The organism is Rhodococcus sp. MEB041 (assembly GCF_030208955.1).
Classification (GTDB): Bacteria; Actinomycetota; Actinomycetes; order Mycobacteriales; family Mycobacteriaceae; genus Rhodococcoides.
Map to the genome: position 1 here is coordinate 1,067,003 of NZ_JARVSZ010000002.1, position 18,291 is coordinate 1,085,293.

Here is an 18,291-nt window from a genome sequence, read left to right on the forward strand (position 1 = left end):
TTCTACCTCCGACGGCGGCGTCCGGTTCCGAAGATGCTCCGTGAGATCTCGCGACCGGCCGCACTGGCTGCCGACCGCAGGAAGCTCTTCACGGCGGGGTTGGCCATGATGCGTTCTGCGGCCGACGGTCCTTCCGGCTCCGGCGCGGGCAGCGGCGGCAGGTCGTAGGTCTGCGGCAGCGGCGGGAACTCCGGCTGCTGCGGCGTCGGTTCGGGGGCCATCCGTGCGTTCAGCAACTCGTACGCGGACTCGCCGTCGACGGTGGTGCCGTACGTCGCGTACAACGGACTGGCGGTCGCGGCGGCCGTGATCGCGTCCGTTCCGATGGTGTCCATCAGCGACTGCGGCGGACGAATCCTGGTCCAGGCCACGGGAGTCGGCGCGCCCCGCTCGGACAGCACCGTGACGATCGCCTCGCCGGTCCCGAGGGTGGTGAGTGCCTCCTCCAGGTCGTAGTCCGCACTCTTGGGATAGGTCCGTACCGTCTTGGTCAGCGCCTTCTGGTCGTCCGGGGTGAAGGCGCGCAGCGCGTGCTGCACCCGCGCGCCGAGCTGGGAGAGCACCGGCCCGGGAACGTCCGACGGCAGCTGCGTGCAGAAGAAGATGCCGACGCCCTTGGAGCGGATCAGTTTCACGGTCTGCTCGACCTGCTGGAGGAACGCCTTCGACGCGTCGGCGAAGAGCAGATGTGCCTCGTCGAACACGAACACCAGCTTCGGTGCGTCGAGGTCCCCCTCCTCCGGCAGGGTCTGGAAGAGATCGGCCAGCACCCACATCAGGAACGTGGAGAACATGACGGGACGCGCTGCGAGAGCGCCGAGTTCGAAGAGGGTGACGATGCCGCGTCCGTCCGGTGCGGTGCGGATCAGGTCCTCCGTCCGCATCTCCGGCTCACCGAAGAACGTGTCGCCGCCGTCGGCCTCCAGGTTCACCAGTGCCCGCAGGATGACACCGGCGGTGGACGACGAGACGCCGCCGATGCCCTTCAGGTCGGCCTTGCCCTCGTCGCTCGTGAGGTGCGTGATGACGGCACGCAGATCCTTCAGGTCGAGCAGCGCGAGCCCCTGCGTGTCCGCCCAGTGGAAGATCAGTCCGAGGGTCGACTCCTGAGTCGCGTTGAGCTGCAATACCTTGCTGAGCAGGATCGGGCCGAACGCCGTGATGGTCGCGCGTACCGGCACCGCGCCACCCTCGGTACCGAGGGAGAGGAACTCGACCGGGAATCCCGTGGGCGCCCACCCGTCCGCGCCGGTCTCGCCGGCCCGGCCGCGCAGGCCGTCCGAGTCGGCGCCCGGAGCGGACAGTCCCGAGAGGTCGCCCTTGACGTCGGCCAGCACCACCGGAACACCGGCCGCGGAGAGCTGTTCGGCGATCACCTGCACGGTCTTCGTCTTGCCGGTTCCCGTGGCGCCGGCCACGAGGCCGTGACGGTTCACCATCTTCAGCGGTAACCGGACCCGTGCGGTCGGATCCGCGACGCCGTCCAGCACCACACTGCCGAGTTCGATGGCGGGACCTTCCGTGGCGTACCCCGCTGCGATCGCGGCCGCGCGGCCACCCTCCGTCGGTTCCGTCATCGTCACTCGTGCTCCCGTTCTCGTGTCGCCGGCGGTACGGGCTGAACTCTATCGCCGGTACCGACACGTGCGGGTCTACTGTGGCAGCGGTACCGATGGACACGACGGATACCGAGGATGTGCGTGAACGACAAACTGGTCTGGATCGACTGCGAGATGACGGGCCTCGAGCTGGGCTCGGACAAGCTCATCGAGATCGCGGCCCTGGTCACCGACAGCGACCTCAACGTTCTCGGCGACGGCGTGGACATCGTGATCCACTGCGACGACGACGCACTGGCCTCGATGCCGGACGTGGTCACCGAGATGCACGCCAAGTCGGGGCTCACCGAGGAGGTCCGTGCGTCGACGGTCACGATGGAGCAGGCGCAGGAGAAGGTGCTCGAGTACATCCGGCAGCACGTTCCCGCCGGCACCGCGCCGCTCGCCGGCAACTCGATCGGCACCGACCGCGGCTTCATCGCGCGGGACATGCCGGAACTGAACGACTACCTGCACTACCGGATGATCGACGTCAGCTCCATCAAGGAGTTGTGCCGCCGGTGGTACCCACGCATCTACTTCGGTCAGCCTCCCAAGGGCCTCGCGCACCGGGCACTCGCGGACATCGAGGAGTCGATCCGGGAGCTCAAGTACTACCGGCAGACGGCCTTCGTGGCGGCTCCGGGACCGACCACCGAGGAGATCGGCGCTGTCGTGACGACGCTGACCGGTGGCGACGCGTGACACAGGGAACCGATTGGCTTCCCGCGTATCGGTCACGCTAGTATCGAACGCGCTGCATCGCCGCAGGGTGTGCAGCAATGGTGGGCGTAGTTCAGTTGGTAGAGCACCAGGTTGTGATCCTGGCTGTCGCGGGTTCGAGTCCCGTCGTCCACCCCGAACACGAAGGCCCCCGACTCGCGAGTCGGGGGCCTTCGTCGTGCGTGGGGCTCAGCGGGGCAGCGCGTCGAGGTCCGTCCGCATGAGGATGACGTTGTAGGACGAGTACTGCGACGCCGTGAAGTACAGCGAGTCACCGGCCGACCTCGGGTGGATGTAGGGCGCGTAGAGGCCACCGCCCGGGTAGTTGCCGATGTCGTTGTTCACCACCAGCGCGGTGGGAGCGCTCCACGGCCCCTCGGGTGCCGACGCGGTCCGCGCCATGATGCGGCCCTCGACGTCGTTGCCGTACAGCATGATGTAGCGACCGAGATACGCATTCCACGCGACGGACATCTCCCCGACCGGCTGGCCGACCACAGGAGCGGCGGCGGCCAGGTCGGAGGTCCAGGACCCACCGTTCCAGTACTCGTACCGGGTGAGGTCCAGCATCGCGTCGGGTGCGACGCGGGCCAGGTAGGCCGCACCGAGACGGCCGTTCGGTGTCCCGTACTGGTACACGAACCCGTCCTGGCCGCGGACGAACGCCGCCTGCTGGAAGCGGGCGTCCAACTGCTCCGTACCGGGGACGGCCACGCCGCTGTTGAACCGGATCGTGCCGGGCTCGGGGAACCACGTCTGCCCGTTGTCGCGCGACGTCGCGATTCCCGCGTAGTTCGTCGACCACACCGAGCCGCTCCACTCGCGGACCGACATGAAGTGCAGATACTGCACGCCGTTCACGGCGATCGCCGACGTGGGAACGATCGTGTACTCGACAGGTGAGAGCCCGAGAGCCGAGAGCAGTTGGGTCGCGAATCGCGGATCGTTCCCGGCCACCACCGCACCGGAGTTCACGTCACCGGGCACACCGTCGGCGAACGTGATGCCGTCCGACAGGTCGGTGTCGTTGCTGCGCAACAGAACATTGTGCCGCCACTGCCCGCCCGGGACCGCGCAGTTCCCGAAGGTGTCGCCGAACGCCATGAGGGTCTGACCGGCTCCGTTGTCCCAACTGATGCCGAGATCGGTCCCCGAGATTCCGAAACGATCGAACGTCCGGTTCACACTCTCCTGACCGGTCACCCACCCCACGGTGGACGTCGACGGCCCGTTGTAGGCGGGCACCGGACCCTGCCGTCCCGCAGGTGGCTGACCGGGAAAACCTGTTCCGTCGATCCCGGTACCGGGCAGTCCTCCACACGGTTCGGCCGCCGCCACGGGCGCGAGCACCAGGCTCACTCCCCCCACCAGTGCCAGTGCCAGCGCAGCCGCCATCGCCCGTTGTCGTCGCATACAGAACATCCCCCACAGTCGCGCCACACGCGGCAGTAACCCGCCCCCGAACGCAAGGTACCAGTCCGGACACGGTCCGATCTCCGCACCGGGACGGCCCCACCGCCGAATTACACGTATGTGTTTTCGCAGGTAGGCCGGCACAACCGAATTACGTTGGTGTAATTGAGCATTCGTGTTACCGAGCGATACTGCTGTCCCGTAGAGTGACCCGTGGCGCTCTTGGGGAAGGTGCGCCGTGTGTTACTCGTGTTGTTCGCTCGACGGACGTGAATGCCAAGGGAAGGGCATTCGACTTCGCCGAGCGGTGCGCCGTGGGCGACTGCTCGTCCGGTACCGGTCGGTGAGACCGGTACGGGACAGAGGGACGTCGACGGCCGTACCGCCGTGGACAGCGCAGCAGCGACGGGACTCCTCCCCCGGGTCGGCGCCAACCGAATGGCGACGCCCGTGGGCGCATACGGAGGTAGCTCGTGCACCGAACATCACACTCGAACACCGCATCACAGGACACCGTGGACGCATCGCCGTCACCGGTGCGCCGCCGTGGTCGCTGGGGATCCGCCGCCATGGTGGGCGTCGCGGCCACCGGAGCTCTGCTCTTCGCCGGGACACCCACGGCCGCAGCAGCACCCGCGCTTCCGCCGCTCCCCGCTCTGCCCGCGTTCCAGATTCCCGGTGTTCCGCTGAGCGCCAAGCAGCAGGCGGCGATCCTCGCCGCCGTCTTCGACGCGACGGGCGTGCTGGTGCAGGAGGTCGCGGGGCTCGTTCTCGGCGACATCACCCTCACCCCGGTGACTCCCGACGCCGCGCCGGACGCCACGTCGCCCTTCCAGGCGGCCCCGCTGGGCGTCGGCGGATCACGACTCCCCTTGACGCCCGGCACCTTCGAGGTCACGTCCGGTTACGGCGGGCGCAACAACCCGACCGGCGGCGGACGGCAGAACCACGAGGGCATCGACCTCGGAGCCGCGCAGGGCACCACGATCTACGCGGTCACCGGCGGCACCGTCACGCAGGCCGGTGACGCGGGCGACGGGTACGGCAACCTGGTGAAGATCCAGAAGGGCGACACGGAGGTCCTCTACGGACACCAGAGTCGCATCGATGTCGCCGTGGGTGACACCATCGCTCCCGGTCAGGCCATCGGCGCGGTCGGCAGTACCGGCGACTCCAACGGCCCGCACCTGCACTTCGAGGTGCGACGCGGCGGCGAGGCCGTGGACCCGGTCGGTTACCTCACCGCTCTGGGCCTGAAGGTCTAGCGGCTCAGACGGACTGGGCGTTGCCGGCTTTCCACTCGTCCCACGGGATGTTCCAGTCGCCCAGTCCGTCGGTACCCGACAGCGTTCCACCCACGGTGTTCTTCACGACGGTGATGTCACCACGCTTGGTGTTGTCGTAGACCCACTTCGCGTTCGACGGGCTCAGGTTCAGGCAACCATGGCTGACGTTCGAATAGCCCTGTGATCCGACGGACCACGGCGCCGAGTGGAAGAAGATGCCGCTGTACGACATTCGCGTCGCCCAGTCGACCGGAGTGCGGTAGCCCTGCGCGGAGTCCACGGCGACGCCGTAGGTCGACGAGTCCATGACCATGGACGCGAACTTGTCACCGATGATGTAGACCCCGTTGTCGGTGGGCGAGCTGTCCTTGCCCATCGACGTCGGCATGGTCTTGACGTCGACTCCGTTGACGGAGAACGTCACCTGCTTGGTGGCGTCGTCCGCGGTGGCGATGACGGCGTCACCGATCGAGAAGGACGACGACGCGTTCTCCTGGCCGAAGAGTCCCTCGCCGAGGTCGCGACCGAAGACGTCCACCGTCACGGTGACGCGGGTGCCGGGAGCCCAGTAGTTCTGCGGGCGCCACCGCACCTCTTTCTGGTTGACCCAGTAGAAGGCACCCTCGACCGGCGGGTCCGTCACGACGGTGATCGCGTTCTGCGCGGCGATCTTGTCGGGGATCGGCTCGTCGAACTGCACGGCGACCGGTTGGCCGATGCCCACGATCTCGTTCTCGGACGGCAGCAGGTACGGCTTGGTGACGTTGTCCGGCGAACTGGTGGTGAAGGACGAGACGGACGACGCCTCACCGCCCAGACCGTAGGCCCGCGTACGCAACGTGTAGGTGCCGTTGTAGTCGAGCACCTCGCTGTTCGTCCAGGACGACCGATCCTCGGACAGGGCTCCGGGGACAGGGGTGCCGGCGTCGTCGGTGAGCGTCACCTCGGACAGGGTGCCGTCCGCCACGGTCACCGCGACCGGAGCACTCGGGGAGAATCCGACGGACGCGTCGGGCGCCGGCAACGACACCTTCGGCTTCATGAGCTCCGACAGCGGGTTGGAGTCGATCGGCGCGGGAGCCGCCGTCGGTGTCTGACCCGACCCCGCCGTGCACCCGGCCGCGGAGAGTGCGAGCACCGTCATCGCGGCCACCAGAGTCGAGCGCCCGCGACGGGTCCTACCCCACGACATCGTCATTCTCTCGACTCCACTCACCTGCGCCCGAACCATCAGCTATCACGCACATGATGCCATCCACCTGGGATTTCTCACCACTCCGGAGCTGGGGAACACGGTCACGGTCGAGTACCGATCGAGCATCGACCCGGCTCCCCACCAGCGGTCCGGAGCCTCTGCCAGCGGGAATGCGGACCGGGCGTCCCGTTTCGATGATCGCGGGTGCTGTTGGTGTGCGTCACAAGCGACCCCGCACAGCACGATGCCGCCGAGCGTGAACTCGGCGGCATCGAGGACGGGGTCGGCCGTGCGCCTCTCGGCAGAAGGCCGCTCGTAGCGGCGAAAGGGGTGGTACCCGGGGCATGGATCCGACTCCGTCGAGCTGTGCAACGCCGACACCCCCGAGTCTGTTCCCGGCCGCTAGCATCACGTGGATGCGCGCCCTCGGTCCCACGTCGTCCGCATCTGCGCCGCGCCCCGTCTCGTTCCGGCGTGCGACCCGATGAGTGATCTGCGTGTCCGAGACGCCGCCGCCCTGGTCGGTGTCAGCGACGACACCGTCCGCCGGTGGATCGAGAGTGGTGTCGTCGAGACGTCGAAGGACTCGGCCGGACGCACCGTCGTGAACGGCGCCTCGCTCGCGGCGCACGCTCGGGCCCGCGCCGCCGCACCGCCGGATCCGAGCGGCACGGTCAGCTCCGCGCGCAACCGTCTGGCCGGACTCGTCACCTCGGTGGTCGTCGACACGGTGATGGCCGAGGTACAGATGCAGTGCGGGGCGTTCACCGTGACGTCGCTGATGAGCGCAGAATCGGTGCGGACACTCGGACTGGAACCCGGCAGCGTCGCCGTCGCGGTGGTCAAGGCGACCACCGTCATCGTCGAGACACCGTGATCTCCGGCCTCGCGGGCGGGACGCGCGGCCACCGCGACGCGGTGCGTCCGCCCGCCTGGATCCTCGTGCCGGCCGGACTCGGCACGGCGCTCGTCGTGCTCCCTCTCGTGGCGATGCTGCTCTCGGTCGACGTGGCTCGCTTCGTTCCGCTCGTCACCTCGGAGTCGTCCCGGGCCGCGCTGCTGCTCAGCCTGCGCACGGCGGCCGCCAGCACTGTCCTCTGCATCCTGCTGGGGGTGCCGATGGCCCTGGTCCTCGCGCGGTCGACCGGGCGGATCGTCGCCGTCGTGCGCGCACTCGTCCTGCTTCCCCTCGTCCTGCCCCCGGTGGTGGGTGGGCTCGCCCTGCTCTACGCGTTCGGCAGGCAGGGACTGCTGGGTGAACACCTGCGGGCATGGGGCATCGACATCGCCTTCACCACCACCGCGGTGGTCCTCGCGCAGACGTTCGTCGCCCTCCCCTTCCTCGTGATCAGTCTCGAGGGCGCACTGCGCACGGCGGGCACGCGGTACGAGGTCGTCGCCGCGACCCTCGGAGCCTCACCCGGCACCGTCCTGCTGCGGGTCACCCTTCCCCTGGTCCTGCCCGGGCTGGCGTCGGGTGCGGTGCTCTCCTTCGCCCGCGCGCTCGGCGAGTTCGGCGCCACCCTCACGTTCGCCGGGTCGCTCCAGGGCGTCACCCGCACCCTCCCGCTCGAGATATACCTCCAGCGCGAGACGGATCCCGATGCGGCGGTGGCCCTCTCGCTGGTCCTCATCGTCGTCGCGATCGTCATCGTGATCCTCACTCGCAGTCGGCGTCCGGCAGGCGTGCTGTGACACCCACCGACACTTCGGTCGTACTCGACGTCCGTCACCGAGCACGCGGCGCCGACCTCACGCTCACGGTGCCGTCGGGCGGTGTGGTGGCGATCCTCGGGCCCAACGGTGCCGGGAAGTCGACGCTGCTGTCGATGGTGGCCGGACTCGTCCGGCCCGACGACGGCGTGGTCCGCATCGGAGCGCGCACCCTCACCGACAGCGCGCAGCGCATCGACGTCCCGCCGCATCGCCGACGGGTGGCTCTCCTCGCCCAGGACGCGCTGCTGTTCCCACACCTGTCCGCGCTGGCGAACGTCGCCTTCGCGCCCCGCGCACGAGGTGCCGGACGAGCCGAGTCCGAGCGACTCGCGCGCCGATGGCTCGAGGCCGTCGACGCGGCAGACCTCGCCGATCGGCGGCCGCGCGCACTGTCCGGCGGACAGGCCCAACGCGTCGCCCTCGCCCGCGCACTCGCGGCGGACCCCGACGTGCTCCTGCTCGACGAGCCGTTCGCGGCGCTCGACGCCGAGTCCGCACCGGCCATGCGCCGCGTGCTCCGCGAGGTACTCGCCGAGACCTCGCGCACCACCCTGCTGGTGACCCACGACCGGGTCGACGCCCTGACGCTCGCCGGTGAGGTGGCCGTCGTCGACGCCGGCCGAGTGGTCGAACACGGCACCGTCCGCGACGTTCTGACGGCTCCGCGTACCCGGTTCGCGGCCGCCCTCGTCGGAGTGAACTCGATCGAGGGCACCATCACCGCTCCGGACACGCTCACGACCGCGTCGGGTGTCGCCGTGCAGGGCCGCGCCCCGGATCCTCTCGACGCGGGCTCATCGGCGGTGGCCCTGCTGCATCCCACCGCCGTCTCCGTCTTCGTCGACCCACCGCGGGGCAGCCCCCGCAACGTGCTGCCCGTGCAGATCGGCCACGTGGAGTCCACCGGCTCGTCGGTCCGCATCACGTCCACCGCGGCCGCGGGTCTGCCCGCGCTGCACGCCGACGTCACCGTCGCGGCGGCCACCGAACTCGACCTCGTGCCCGGCCGTCGCGTCCACTTCGTCGTCAAGGCCGGCGAGGTGGCACTGCACGCCGCGGCTCCCGGCGCGCCCACACCGCGGTGACCGGTGGGTCGCCACGGCCGCGGCGACTGCTCGACGCGGCAGCGGATCTGTTCGGCGCCCGCGGCTACGCGGCCGTCGGCATCGACGACGTCGCGGCGGCCGCGGGCGTCTCGGGGCCGTCGGTGTATCGGTGGTTCGACTCGAAGTACGACCTGCTCCGCACGCTGCATCTGACCGCGGTCGAACGCCTCGAACGGCGCATCGCTCGGGAGGGCGCTCCCGCCGATCACCACGCGCTCGCTCTCGGCGCCCTCACCGTGCGCCGCTCGCTCGGCACGCTGCGCCGCGACCGCCCGCATCTGCACGACCCCGACATCGGTTCGGTGACCACGGTTCTCGATGCCGTCACCGCGGCAGCACGTCGTGCCGATCCGATCCTTCGGCCCTCTCGCGACTCCGACGTCACGACTCGGGCGGTGCTGTCCACCCTCTCCAGCATCGGGACGCACCGCCTCGCCGTCCCCGCCGCCGCGGTGCTCGAGGTTCTCGACTCCGCGTGCGCCGCGGTCCTCTCGGCGGACCTGCCGGACGCCGTCGACGATCCGGATCTCCCGCGCGGCGTCCCGCCCGTCGGGCGACGGGACGCACTCCTGCGCTCGGCCGCGGCGCTGTTCGACGAGAACGAGCCCGCCGACGTGACGATGGCGGCCATCGCCTCCTCGGTGGGCATCGCGGCATCGAGCACGTACCGCTGGTTCGGCGGCAAGACCGTGGTGCTGGACGAGGTGTGCCTCGGCGCCGCGCGCCGGGCGGCAGACGAGACGGCGCGTGTGCTCGCCCGGTCGGACACGCCGCACCAGGCGCTGGCCGGACTGGCGCGGCGGCGCGTGGCCCTCGCGACGCGGGCGCCGGCACTGCGGGTACTCCGGCGCCACGGCCTCTCGACCGGTCCGGCGACGGCACGCGAGCTCACCGTGATGGCTCGCCAGGAGCGCGGAGAGTGGGTGCACCTCCTCGCGTCGACGATGCCGGGACGCTCGCGGGCACAGTCGTCGGTTCTCGTCGAAGCAGCGTTCACCGTGGTGAACGACCTGTCACGGCACGTCGACGAGCGTCGGCTCGCCGCGGTGATCACCGCGATGCTGGGTGTGGACGACGGCGGGCCCCGATCACCACATCGGTGATCGGGGCCCGCGTCGGATCTGCCGTGCCGCGACCGGCTACTGAGCCTGCAGCAGCGTGAACGACCTGTCTCGTACCAGCAATGACGTCGGGTCCTCGCCCACCTGCTGCTCGGGGTCGCTCGAGATCGTGAGCGACCACGTCTCGTCGCGCAGGGTGAACTCGACCGGGGTGTCGGAGGCGTTCATCAGCCACAGGAACACGGTGTCCTCGGCCGACGACTTGAACAGCACGGCGATCGACTTGTTCGATCCGGTGGTCCAGTCGTCGTCACCCATCGCGACGCCGTCCGCGCGCTGGAAGTCGATCGTGTCGGGTCGACCGCCGCTCGTGTCGGTGGTGGTGTCGTCCTCGCCGTGGCGGAACCACACCGGACGCAGCGCCGGATGCTCGCGGCGGAGTGTGATCAGCGCCGTGGTGAACTCGACGAGTGCGTCGTCGGCGACCGCCCAGTCGAACCACGAGATCTCGTTGTCCTGGCAGTAGGCGTTGTTGTTGCCGCCCTGCGAGCGCGCGAGTTCGTCGCCTCCCAGGAGCATCGGAACGCCGGCCGAGAGAAGCAGCGTGCCGAGGAAGTTGCGGCGCTGGCGATCGCGCAGCGCGTTGACGTCCGCATCGTCCGTCGGACCCTCCGCGCCGCATCCCCACGACCGGTTGTCGGACTCCCCGTCCTGGCTGTCCTCGCCGTTCTCCTCGTTGTGCTTCTCGTCGTACATCGTGAGGTCGGCGAGAGTGAAGCCGTCGTGCGCGGTGATGAAGTTGACACTCGCGAGGGTGGGCCGGCGATCGTTCTCGTAGACGTCGGGGCTACCCGAGATACGTTGCGCCAGAGCGGGAAGGCTACCCTCCTCGCCGCGCCAGAAGTCGCGGACGTCGTCGCGGAACTTACCGTTCCACTCCGACCAGCGCGCCGGGAAGCCGCCGACCTGATAGCCGGCGGTGTCCCACGGCTCGGCGATCAGCTTCACCGGGGCGAGCACCGGATCCTGATGCACCATGTCGAGGAACGCGCTGTGTCGGTCGAGGTCCTCGTCCTGACGGGTCAGGGTGCTCGCGAGGTCGAAGCGGAAGCCGTCGACGTGCATCTCGGTGACCCAGTAGCGCAACGAGTCCATGATGAGGGCGAGTGCGGCGGGATGGCCGACGTTCAGGCTGTTGCCCGTTCCCGTCGTGTCGTAGTACGAGCTGTGGTCCTCGGGGACCAGCCGGTAGTAGGACGCGTTGTCGATTCCCTTGAGGGACAGGGTGGGTCCGAGGTGGTTGCCCTCGGCGGTGTGGTTGTAGACCACGTCGAGGATCACCTCGAGGCCGGCCGCGTGCAGCGCCTTGACCATCGACTTGAACTCGGTGACCTGCCCACCCGTGTCGCCCGCACTGCTGTACTCGTTGTGCGGCGCGAGAAAGCCGATCGAGTTGTATCCCCAGTAGTTCCGGCGACCCTCCTCGAGCAGGTGCGAGTCCTGGACGAACTGATGCGTGGGCAGCAGTTCGACGGCGGTGATGCCCAGCCGTGTCAGGTGCTCGATGGCGGACGGATGCGCGAGACCCGCGTAGGTCCCGCGGACGGCCTCGTCCACGTTCTCGTCGAGCTGGGTGAAGCCCTTCACGTGCACCTCGTAGACGACGGACTCGGACAACGGGATTCGCGGCGCGGCGTCGTCTCCCCAGTCGAACGAGTCGTCGACGACCACGGACCGCGGCATGAAGGGCGCGGAATCTGCGTCGTTGCGGGTCTCGGGCTCGTCGTGATGGTGGGAGAACACCGCTTCGTCCCATTCCACGGACCCCGCAACGGCTTTCGCGTAGGGGTCGAGGAGGAGCTTGGCGGCGTTGTGGCGCAACCCGGCGGCCGGATCCCACGGGCCGTCGACCCGGAATCCGTAACGCGTTCCGACGGACATGTTCTCGACGATGCCGTGGAACACGTGGCCGGTGTACTCCGGCAGTGTCGTCGACGACAGTTCGGTACCGTTCTCGTCGTACGTGACGACGGTCACCGACTCGGCCGTCTCGGTGTAGACCGCGACGTTCGCGCTCCCGTCGGGTCGAAGACTGACACCCGGGGGGTAGGGGGTGGAAGGCTGTCGTGTCACTGATGGCACCAGTTCTCTGTCGTAGGTCCAGCTCGTGGAGGGACCGGAAGTCACCCACGGAAGTCGTGCGGGTCCCAGCGTTCTTACCCGCGCACCGCCCGGACGAAACGGTGCAGGTTGAGCGCACGGGCCACCGGGTAGACATGCCCCATGACGGGCGTCCGCACGACTCGACGCATCGTGCGTGAACGAACGGCCGTCGCGGCGGGAATGCGACGTCGGCTGGCGGCGCGCGACACGGCCCTGGTGGCGGCGGGCATCACGTTCTACGGCGGCATCGCCGTCGTGCCGATGTTGCTGTTGGGTCTGCGCCTCACCACGCTGCTGCTGGGCGAGGAGACCGTCGTCGGGTACGGAGACGCCATCGCCGGACAGCTGCCGGGCGCAGCGGGCGCCCCGGGTGCGGTGCGGACCCTGTTCGACGCCGGGACCCACCTCGGGTGGCTGGGCGGCCTGGTCGCGATCCTGCCCGCCACCTTCTACGGCGAGGGCATGCGACGGGCCCTGCTCGTCTACGAGCCCGTGCGCGAATCGTTCGTCGGCTGGCGCGGTCGCGCGTCGGCGCTCCCGGTCCTGATCGTCACGCCACTGCTCACCATCCCCGTTCTCGTGGTGGGCAACGCACTCGCCTCGGTGAACGGCGGCATCGGCGCGGGAGCGTTCCGCGTCTGGCTCGGATTCGTCACCGTCTGGCTGGTGCTCGCCGTACCCATCGGATGGACGTACCGGGTGGTCGCGCCGACCACCCTCTCGCGTACGGCCGTCGCGATCGGTGCCTTGACCACCGCGTCCTTCGTCTCGGGATTCCTGCAGGGCTACGTGCTGTTCCTCGCGATACCCATCGACTGGTCGGGCCCGTTCGGCGGCCTCGAACCCGTCGGAGCGGCCGTCGCCACGGTGCTGTGGCTGTTCCTGCTGCACATCATCGTGCTGATCGGCTGGGTGTTCACTCTCGAGTGCGACCGGGTCGCGGAGCGGGAAGCGCACTCAGAGCGTGATGGATCGACACGCTGATCTGACTGAAGCCGACGACGGCGAGGATCAGGGACACGGCGGCACCGATGGTGCCGAACAGCGGACCGGTGTCCACCACCGAGGCTCCCAGGAGAGTCACCACGACGGCGATCACGCGGGACGGGCGCTCCCACACCGTCACGACTCCGATCGACGCCATCCCCGCGGACACCGCGCGTGCCCGCGCCGTCTCGTGCAACAGGGTGAGCAGCGCGACCGCGACCACCAGGGGTGCGGGCGCTCCCAGCACGAGGAGAACCGCGAAGACGAGCATGTCCGAGAGTCGATCGGCCACCGAGTCGGCAACGTAGCCGAATGCCGTCGATCGACCGCGGAGCAGTGCGACGGCGCCGTCGAGGCTGTCCACCAGCGCCGACAGGACGAGAAGCAGTGCCGCCGCGCCGGCGCCCCACGGACCGGAACCCGCGACGGCGAGAGCGAGGACAGCGAACAGAACCCCCACAGCGGTGACCGCGGTGGGGGCGACGCGCGCCCGAGCGAGCGGACGGGCCAGAACGTACGTGATGGTCAGCCAGCCGTGCACCAGTGCCGACGAGTGCACGTCGTACCCTCCGTGCAGCTCGGACCACGCACGGAAGTACTGCGTGCGAGTTCTCGGCACGGTGACGACGGGTTCCGACGCATCGGAACCCGTCACGTGATCGTGGTCAGTGACCACCGGGATCGGTGAGGGACTTGCCCTCGGCCGCCTTGACGCGCTTGCGCTCGAGCAGGACCACGGCGAGGCCGGCGAGCAGGAGAACCGGGCAGGCGATGCCGGCGACCAGCACCCATCCCTCGAAGCCGCCGCCCGCTGCGGTCAGGCCCAGTCCGAGCGCGACGAAGCCCAGCGCCATCAGGAAGTAGCCCGGCCATGCGCGGCTGTCGGTGATGGCCTCACCGGCGTGCGCACGCGTGGTGCGTGCGAAATCCTGCGGCTGCTCGTTCTCGTTCTGCGCGACCACGACTTGTCCTTTCGTCGATACATCCGTGCATGCCCGTCGGACCGCCGGGGGAAACCCGGTCGGTGGGCGCTCACAGAGGGCATTCGGAACCACCTACCCCCGCGACGGCTCGTACGGAGTGACGAGGGCGACGTCGGGCGCTAGGGTGAGCGCGTCAACAGACCATGCGGTTCGTGAATCGGGACGTGAACCGCTCTACGTGAGGACGCGCCCGTGCCCTATCTCGGCCTGATCGTCGCCGTGCTCTGGATCTTCTGCCTCATCGACGTCATCACGGCCGACGAAGGTGGCATCCGTCACCTCCCGAAGACGGTCTGGCTCCTGCTCGTCGTGTTCCTTCCTCTCGCCGGGTCCGTGGCCTGGCTCGTGGCGGGCCGGCCCGTCGGCGGCGGCATCTGGGGCGGTCCCGACGCGGGACGCCGACCGAGGGCGACCCGTTTCCCCGAGTACGACGTCCGTCCCGGCCGCGCTGTCGCGACGAACTCCGAGTCCGACGAGGAGTTCCTGCGTCGGTGCCGGGAACGCGCTCAGCAGCAGCGCGACGCCGCCCGTCGCACCAGGAATCCCGAGCACGACTGACGCGTACGCGTCGTCCCGACCGGTCGGCCACGTGGGTTAGGGTCGGCTAATGCATGACGCACCTCCGTCGACCGGCGGGGCCATCCTGCGCCGCACCACCCGGCGCCACCGTGTGCGACTCGTCGGTTCGTCGGCCCTGTTCTGTGTGCACCAGTTCTGCGAGACGATGGTGCCGGTCGCCATCGGTCTCATCATCGGCCGCGCGGTCGAGACCGGCGACGTCACCGCGATGATCGTCTCGTTGCTGGGGCTGGCGGGCCTGTTCGTCGTCCTCTCCTACGCGTACCGCATCGGCGCCCGCATCATCGTCGTCGCGATCGAGCGGGAAGCACACCTGCTACGCGTGGAGGTCGCGGGACGCGTGCTCGACCCGCGCGGCGTCCAGGTCGATCTCGGCCCCGGCGAGCTGTTGACGGTCAGCACCTCGGACGCCGAGAAGACCTCGTGGGCGCTCGACGCCATCGCCCGGGTCGCCGCCGCTGTCACCGCCCTCGTCGTCACGGCGGTGGCACTTCTCGTCATCGATGTGCCGCTCGGGCTGGCCGTCGTCATCGGCACGCCTGTCCTTCTCCTTCTCCTCCAGTTGTGTGCGCCGTTCCTCACCCGCGCCGCGACCGATCAGCAGGCGGAGGTGGCCCGCGTCTCAGGTCTCGCCACCGATCTCGTCAGCGGCGTACGGCCCCTTCGCGGTATCGGCGCCGAGGACGTCGCGTCCCGGCGGTTCGTGCAGTCGAGCCGACGTGCACTGGCCGCGACGATGCGTCTGGCCCGTGGCAACAGCGTGTATCTCGGTGTCTCGGCGACGGTGGGCGCGCTGCTGTCCGCCGCCGTGGCCGGCACGGCCGGGTTCCTCGCTCTCGAGGGCCGGATCTCCGTCGCCGAGCTGATCACTGTCGTCGGACTGGCGCAGTTCCTCATCGAGCCGCTGAGTTCGCTCTCCCGACTTCCCGGCTTCCTCGCGGTCATCCGCGGATCAGCGGACCGGTTGGCATTGGTTCTCGGCGCCGACCCGGTGGTCACCTCCACCGGTACGCGGTCCCCCGACACCTCGTCCGTCGGACTCGACGACCTGTCCTACGGGACCTTGACGCATCTCGACCTCCATCTCGAGCGCGGTGAGATCGTCGGCGTCGTCGCCTACCGGCCGCAGGACGCCGATGCATTGGCCGCCGTCCTCTCCGGGCAGGTGTCGCCCGACGACGTCACCGGACGGCTGACGGTCGGCGGCGTCGACGTGACCGAGCTCGCGCTCCCCGAGGTCCGCCGCACCGTGCTGGTGGAACCGCACACGTCGGATCTGTTCGCCGGCACGGTGCGGTCCAACATCGCCCTGGACCGCGGGAGCGACCTCGACGCCGCGGTGACCGCCTCCGCCGTCACCGACATCGTCGCCATGCACGACGGCGGTCTCGACCATCCGGTGACCGACCGCGGTGCCAGCCTGTCCGGTGGGCAACGCCAACGAGTCGCCCTCGCCCGCGCACTCGCGGCGCAGCCACCGGTACTCGTCCTCCACGATCCGACCACCGCCGTCGACGCGGTGACCGAACACGCCATCGCCACCGGCATCGCGGGACTGCGTCACGACGGCGACGCCCGCACCCAGACGACGGTGCTCATCACCACCAGCCCCGCGCTCCTCGCGGTCACCGACCGCGTCGTCGTGCTCGACGAGGGGCGCGTCGCGACCGTCGGCACCCACCACGGGTTGGCGGAGACGGACGAGCGCTACCGAGAGGCGGTTCTGCGATGACCGAACCGACCGCACTGCTGCCCATCGCGAGTGGACGGCGATGCTGGACGTTCCTTCGCGGCGAACTCCGTGCGCGGCGGGGATCGGTCGCGCTCACCGTCGCCATCGGCGTGGTCGCGGCGGCGATGGCGCTGATTCCCGTGTACGTCTTCGGCATGCTCGTCGATCGGGTGACCGAGGGCGCACCGACGTCCACGATCGTCGGTGTCGTGACGGTCATCGGCGCCGCGGCGGTCGCGGGCGGTGTCTTCACCGGGATCGGCGCCTACACCGTCAGTCTGCTCGGCGAGAAGATGTTGGCCTCGCTGCGCGAGCGCGTCCTCGGTCGCGCACTCCACCTCCCGGTGAGCACACTGGAGCGAGTCGGCAAGGGAGACCTGCTCTCCCGCGTCGGGGACGACATCGCGGTGATGGCGAAATCGCTCGGCGAAGTGGTGCCGAACATCCTCGCCGCCGTGCTGCTGGTCCTGCTCAGTCTGATCACGATGCTCGGGCTCGACTGGCGTCTGGGACTCGCGGGCATGGTCGCGATCCCGATGTACGTGATGGCCCTGCACTGGTATCTGCCGCGGTCCGCCCCGATGTACGCCGCCGAGCGCGTCGCGATGGGCGAGCGCGCCCAGTCTCTGGTCAGCAGCATGCAGGGGGCCCGCACCGTGCGGGCGTACGGCATGGAGGGTGAGCACCTCGCGCGCATCGACGCATCGTCCGGCAAGGCTCGCGACATCGCCGTCACCGTCTTCCGTCTCTTCACCCGGTTCGGCTCGCGCAGCAACCGGGCCGAGTGCGTCGGCCTCTCGGCCATCCTCACCGTCGGCTTCCTCCTGGTGCGCGAGGACGCCGTCACCGTCGGTCAGACCACCGCGGCGGCACTGCTGTTCCACCGACTCTTCAACCCGATCGGCATGCTGCTGTACTCGTTCGACGACATACAGTCGGCCGGGGCCTCCCTCGCACGACTGGTGGGCGTCATCGATCTGCCCGACGACCGCTCCCCCGGGACCGAGGCGGAGCCCGCGGACGGCACCGTCGTCGTGACGAACCTCCGCCACTCCTACGACGGGGTCGACGACGTCCTGCACGGGATCGATCTGCGGATCGACGACGGCACGACGGTGGCGCTGGTCGGCTCGACCGGCGCCGGCAAGTCCACCATCGCCGCGCTCGTGGCGGGCTCGATGCGAGCGGACTCCGGATCGGTTCGGGTGGGCGGGGTGTCGCTCGACGACATCGGCTCCGATCGACTGCGCCGGCACGTCGCGATCGTCAGCCAGGAGGTGCACGTGTTCGCCGGACCGCTCATCGACGATCTGCGGCTCGCGGCACCGGACGCGGATCGGGAGACGGTCGAACACGCGCTGCGGACGGTCGGCGCGCACTCGTGGGTGAGCACCCTCGAGGACGGTCTCGACACGGTGGTCGGCGAGGGCGGCGTCGAGCTGACTCCGTCTCGCGCGCAACAGATCGCACTGGCCCGCATCGTCCTGGCCGATCCGGCGGTCGCCGTCCTCGACGAAGCCACCGCCGAGGCCGGCAGCGCCGGCGCGCGCGACCTCGAGGAGGCCGCCCGGGCCGCCACTCGCGGACGGACGACTATCGTCGTCGCCCACCGCCTCACCCAGGCGGCGAGCGCCGACAGCGTCGTGGTGCTCGAGCACGGCCGCATCGTCGAGCAGGGGCCGCACCGGGACCTGGTGGAGGCCGGCGGCCGGTACTCCGAACTCTGGTCCGCGTGGCGAGGGCGCTAGT

Annotated in this window: 16 protein-coding genes and 1 tRNA gene; 11 read left to right on the forward strand and 6 right to left on the reverse strand. The window is 69.6% G+C overall.

Features of this window, described 5'->3' with window-relative positions:
* Positions 1 to 2 precede the first annotated feature (2 nt).
* Entirely contained in the window at positions 3 to 1,577 is a 1,575-nt protein-coding gene (locus tag QRN16_RS08990) for a helicase HerA-like domain-containing protein (protein WP_051613380.1), read from the reverse strand.
* 123 nt (positions 1,578 to 1,700) lie between these two features.
* On the opposite strand from QRN16_RS08990, the gene orn reads away from it, so the two are divergent.
* Positions 1,701 to 2,303, forward strand: coding sequence for an oligoribonuclease (gene orn / locus QRN16_RS08995; protein WP_222630093.1), 603 nt, complete (start codon positions 1,701 to 1,703; stop codon positions 2,301 to 2,303).
* 80 nt (positions 2,304 to 2,383) lie between these two features.
* Positions 2,384 to 2,456, forward strand: a tRNA-His gene (locus QRN16_RS09000).
* Between the two features lie 54 nt (positions 2,457 to 2,510).
* Here the strand turns inward: QRN16_RS09000 and QRN16_RS09005 are convergent.
* Positions 2,511 to 3,734: a glycoside hydrolase family 183 protein gene (locus QRN16_RS09005; protein ID WP_285185729.1), complete on the reverse strand. Its 1,224-nt coding sequence runs from the start codon at positions 3,732 to 3,734 to the stop codon at positions 2,511 to 2,513.
* A gap of 515 nt (positions 3,735 to 4,249) precedes the next feature.
* On the opposite strand from QRN16_RS09005, the gene QRN16_RS09010 reads away from it, so the two are divergent.
* A complete protein-coding gene (locus tag QRN16_RS09010) occupies positions 4,250 to 4,999 on the forward strand; it encodes a M23 family metallopeptidase (protein WP_231476309.1) in 750 nt (249 codons plus the stop codon).
* Between the two features lie 4 nt (positions 5,000 to 5,003).
* Here the strand turns inward: QRN16_RS09010 and QRN16_RS09015 are convergent, their stop codons facing one another.
* Positions 5,004 to 6,218: a L,D-transpeptidase gene (locus QRN16_RS09015; protein WP_261769329.1), complete on the reverse strand. Its 1,215-nt coding sequence runs from the start codon at positions 6,216 to 6,218 to the stop codon at positions 5,004 to 5,006.
* Positions 6,219 to 6,699: 481 nt separating this feature from the next.
* Here QRN16_RS09015 and QRN16_RS09020 point away from each other — a divergent pair, with 481 nt between their 5' ends.
* Genes QRN16_RS09020 through QRN16_RS09035 form a run of 4 tightly spaced genes read left to right on the forward strand, consistent with a single transcriptional unit; the run spans position 6,700 to position 10,140 of the window.
* Positions 6,700 to 7,092 (forward strand): TOBE domain-containing protein, encoded by a 393-nt coding sequence (locus tag QRN16_RS09020; protein ID WP_027505607.1) that lies wholly within the window; start codon positions 6,700 to 6,702, stop codon positions 7,090 to 7,092.
* Positions 7,089 to 7,910: an ABC transporter permease gene (locus QRN16_RS09025; protein ID WP_374198290.1), complete on the forward strand. Its 822-nt coding sequence runs from the start codon at positions 7,089 to 7,091 to the stop codon at positions 7,908 to 7,910. Before QRN16_RS09020 ends, QRN16_RS09025 begins: the two co-directional genes overlap by 4 nt.
* A complete protein-coding gene (locus QRN16_RS09030; RefSeq protein ID WP_285185730.1) occupies positions 7,907 to 9,016 on the forward strand; it encodes a sulfate/molybdate ABC transporter ATP-binding protein in 1,110 nt (369 codons plus the stop codon). Before QRN16_RS09025 ends, QRN16_RS09030 begins: the two co-directional genes overlap by 4 nt.
* On the forward strand, positions 9,013 to 10,140 hold the full coding sequence (locus tag QRN16_RS09035) for a TetR/AcrR family transcriptional regulator (protein WP_285185731.1): 1,128 nt from the start codon (positions 9,013 to 9,015) through the stop codon (positions 10,138 to 10,140). Before QRN16_RS09030 ends, QRN16_RS09035 begins: the two co-directional genes overlap by 4 nt.
* Before the next feature lie 36 nt (positions 10,141 to 10,176).
* Here QRN16_RS09035 and glgX read toward each other — a convergent pair whose 3' ends face one another.
* The gene (gene glgX, locus QRN16_RS09040; RefSeq protein ID WP_285185732.1) at positions 10,177 to 12,231 is read right to left on the reverse strand and encodes a glycogen debranching protein GlgX; all 2,055 of its coding nucleotides are present in this window, start codon (positions 12,229 to 12,231) and stop codon (positions 10,177 to 10,179) included.
* A 150-nt stretch (positions 12,232 to 12,381) separates the two neighbouring features.
* On the opposite strand from glgX, the gene QRN16_RS09045 reads away from it, so the two are divergent.
* Positions 12,382 to 13,245 carry a YhjD/YihY/BrkB family envelope integrity protein gene (locus QRN16_RS09045; RefSeq protein ID WP_285185733.1) on the forward strand — a complete coding sequence of 288 codons (864 nt, stop codon included), beginning with the start codon at positions 12,382 to 12,384 and terminating at the stop codon, positions 13,243 to 13,245.
* On the opposite strand, the gene QRN16_RS09050 is transcribed toward QRN16_RS09045, so the two are convergent.
* Together QRN16_RS09050 and QRN16_RS09055 are read right to left on the reverse strand one after the other, a co-directional pair.
* A complete protein-coding gene (locus tag QRN16_RS09050) occupies positions 13,178 to 13,903 on the reverse strand; it encodes a CDP-alcohol phosphatidyltransferase family protein (RefSeq protein ID WP_222630079.1) in 726 nt (241 codons plus the stop codon). The genes QRN16_RS09045 and QRN16_RS09050 overlap by 68 nt on opposite strands.
* A gap of 10 nt (positions 13,904 to 13,913) precedes the next feature.
* Positions 13,914 to 14,210: a hypothetical protein gene (locus QRN16_RS09055; RefSeq protein WP_027505601.1), complete on the reverse strand. Its 297-nt coding sequence runs from the start codon at positions 14,208 to 14,210 to the stop codon at positions 13,914 to 13,916.
* Between the two features lie 213 nt (positions 14,211 to 14,423).
* On the opposite strand from QRN16_RS09055, the gene QRN16_RS09060 reads away from it, so the two are divergent.
* The 3 genes from QRN16_RS09060 to QRN16_RS09070 are packed head-to-tail and all read left to right on the forward strand — an operon-like array spanning position 14,424 to position 18,290.
* Complete coding sequence (locus QRN16_RS09060; protein ID WP_027505600.1) at positions 14,424 to 14,789, forward strand: PLD nuclease N-terminal domain-containing protein; 366 nt, start codon at positions 14,424 to 14,426, stop codon at positions 14,787 to 14,789.
* Positions 14,790 to 14,838: 49 nt separating this feature from the next.
* Positions 14,839 to 16,542, forward strand: a complete 1,704-nt coding sequence (locus QRN16_RS09065) for an ABC transporter transmembrane domain-containing protein (RefSeq protein WP_222638482.1) — start codon at positions 14,839 to 14,841, stop codon at positions 16,540 to 16,542.
* Complete coding sequence (locus tag QRN16_RS09070) at positions 16,539 to 18,290, forward strand: ABC transporter ATP-binding protein (RefSeq protein ID WP_285185740.1); 1,752 nt, start codon at positions 16,539 to 16,541, stop codon at positions 18,288 to 18,290. The genes QRN16_RS09065 and QRN16_RS09070 overlap by 4 nt, the downstream gene beginning before the upstream one ends.
* Position 18,291: the final 1 nt, after the last annotated feature.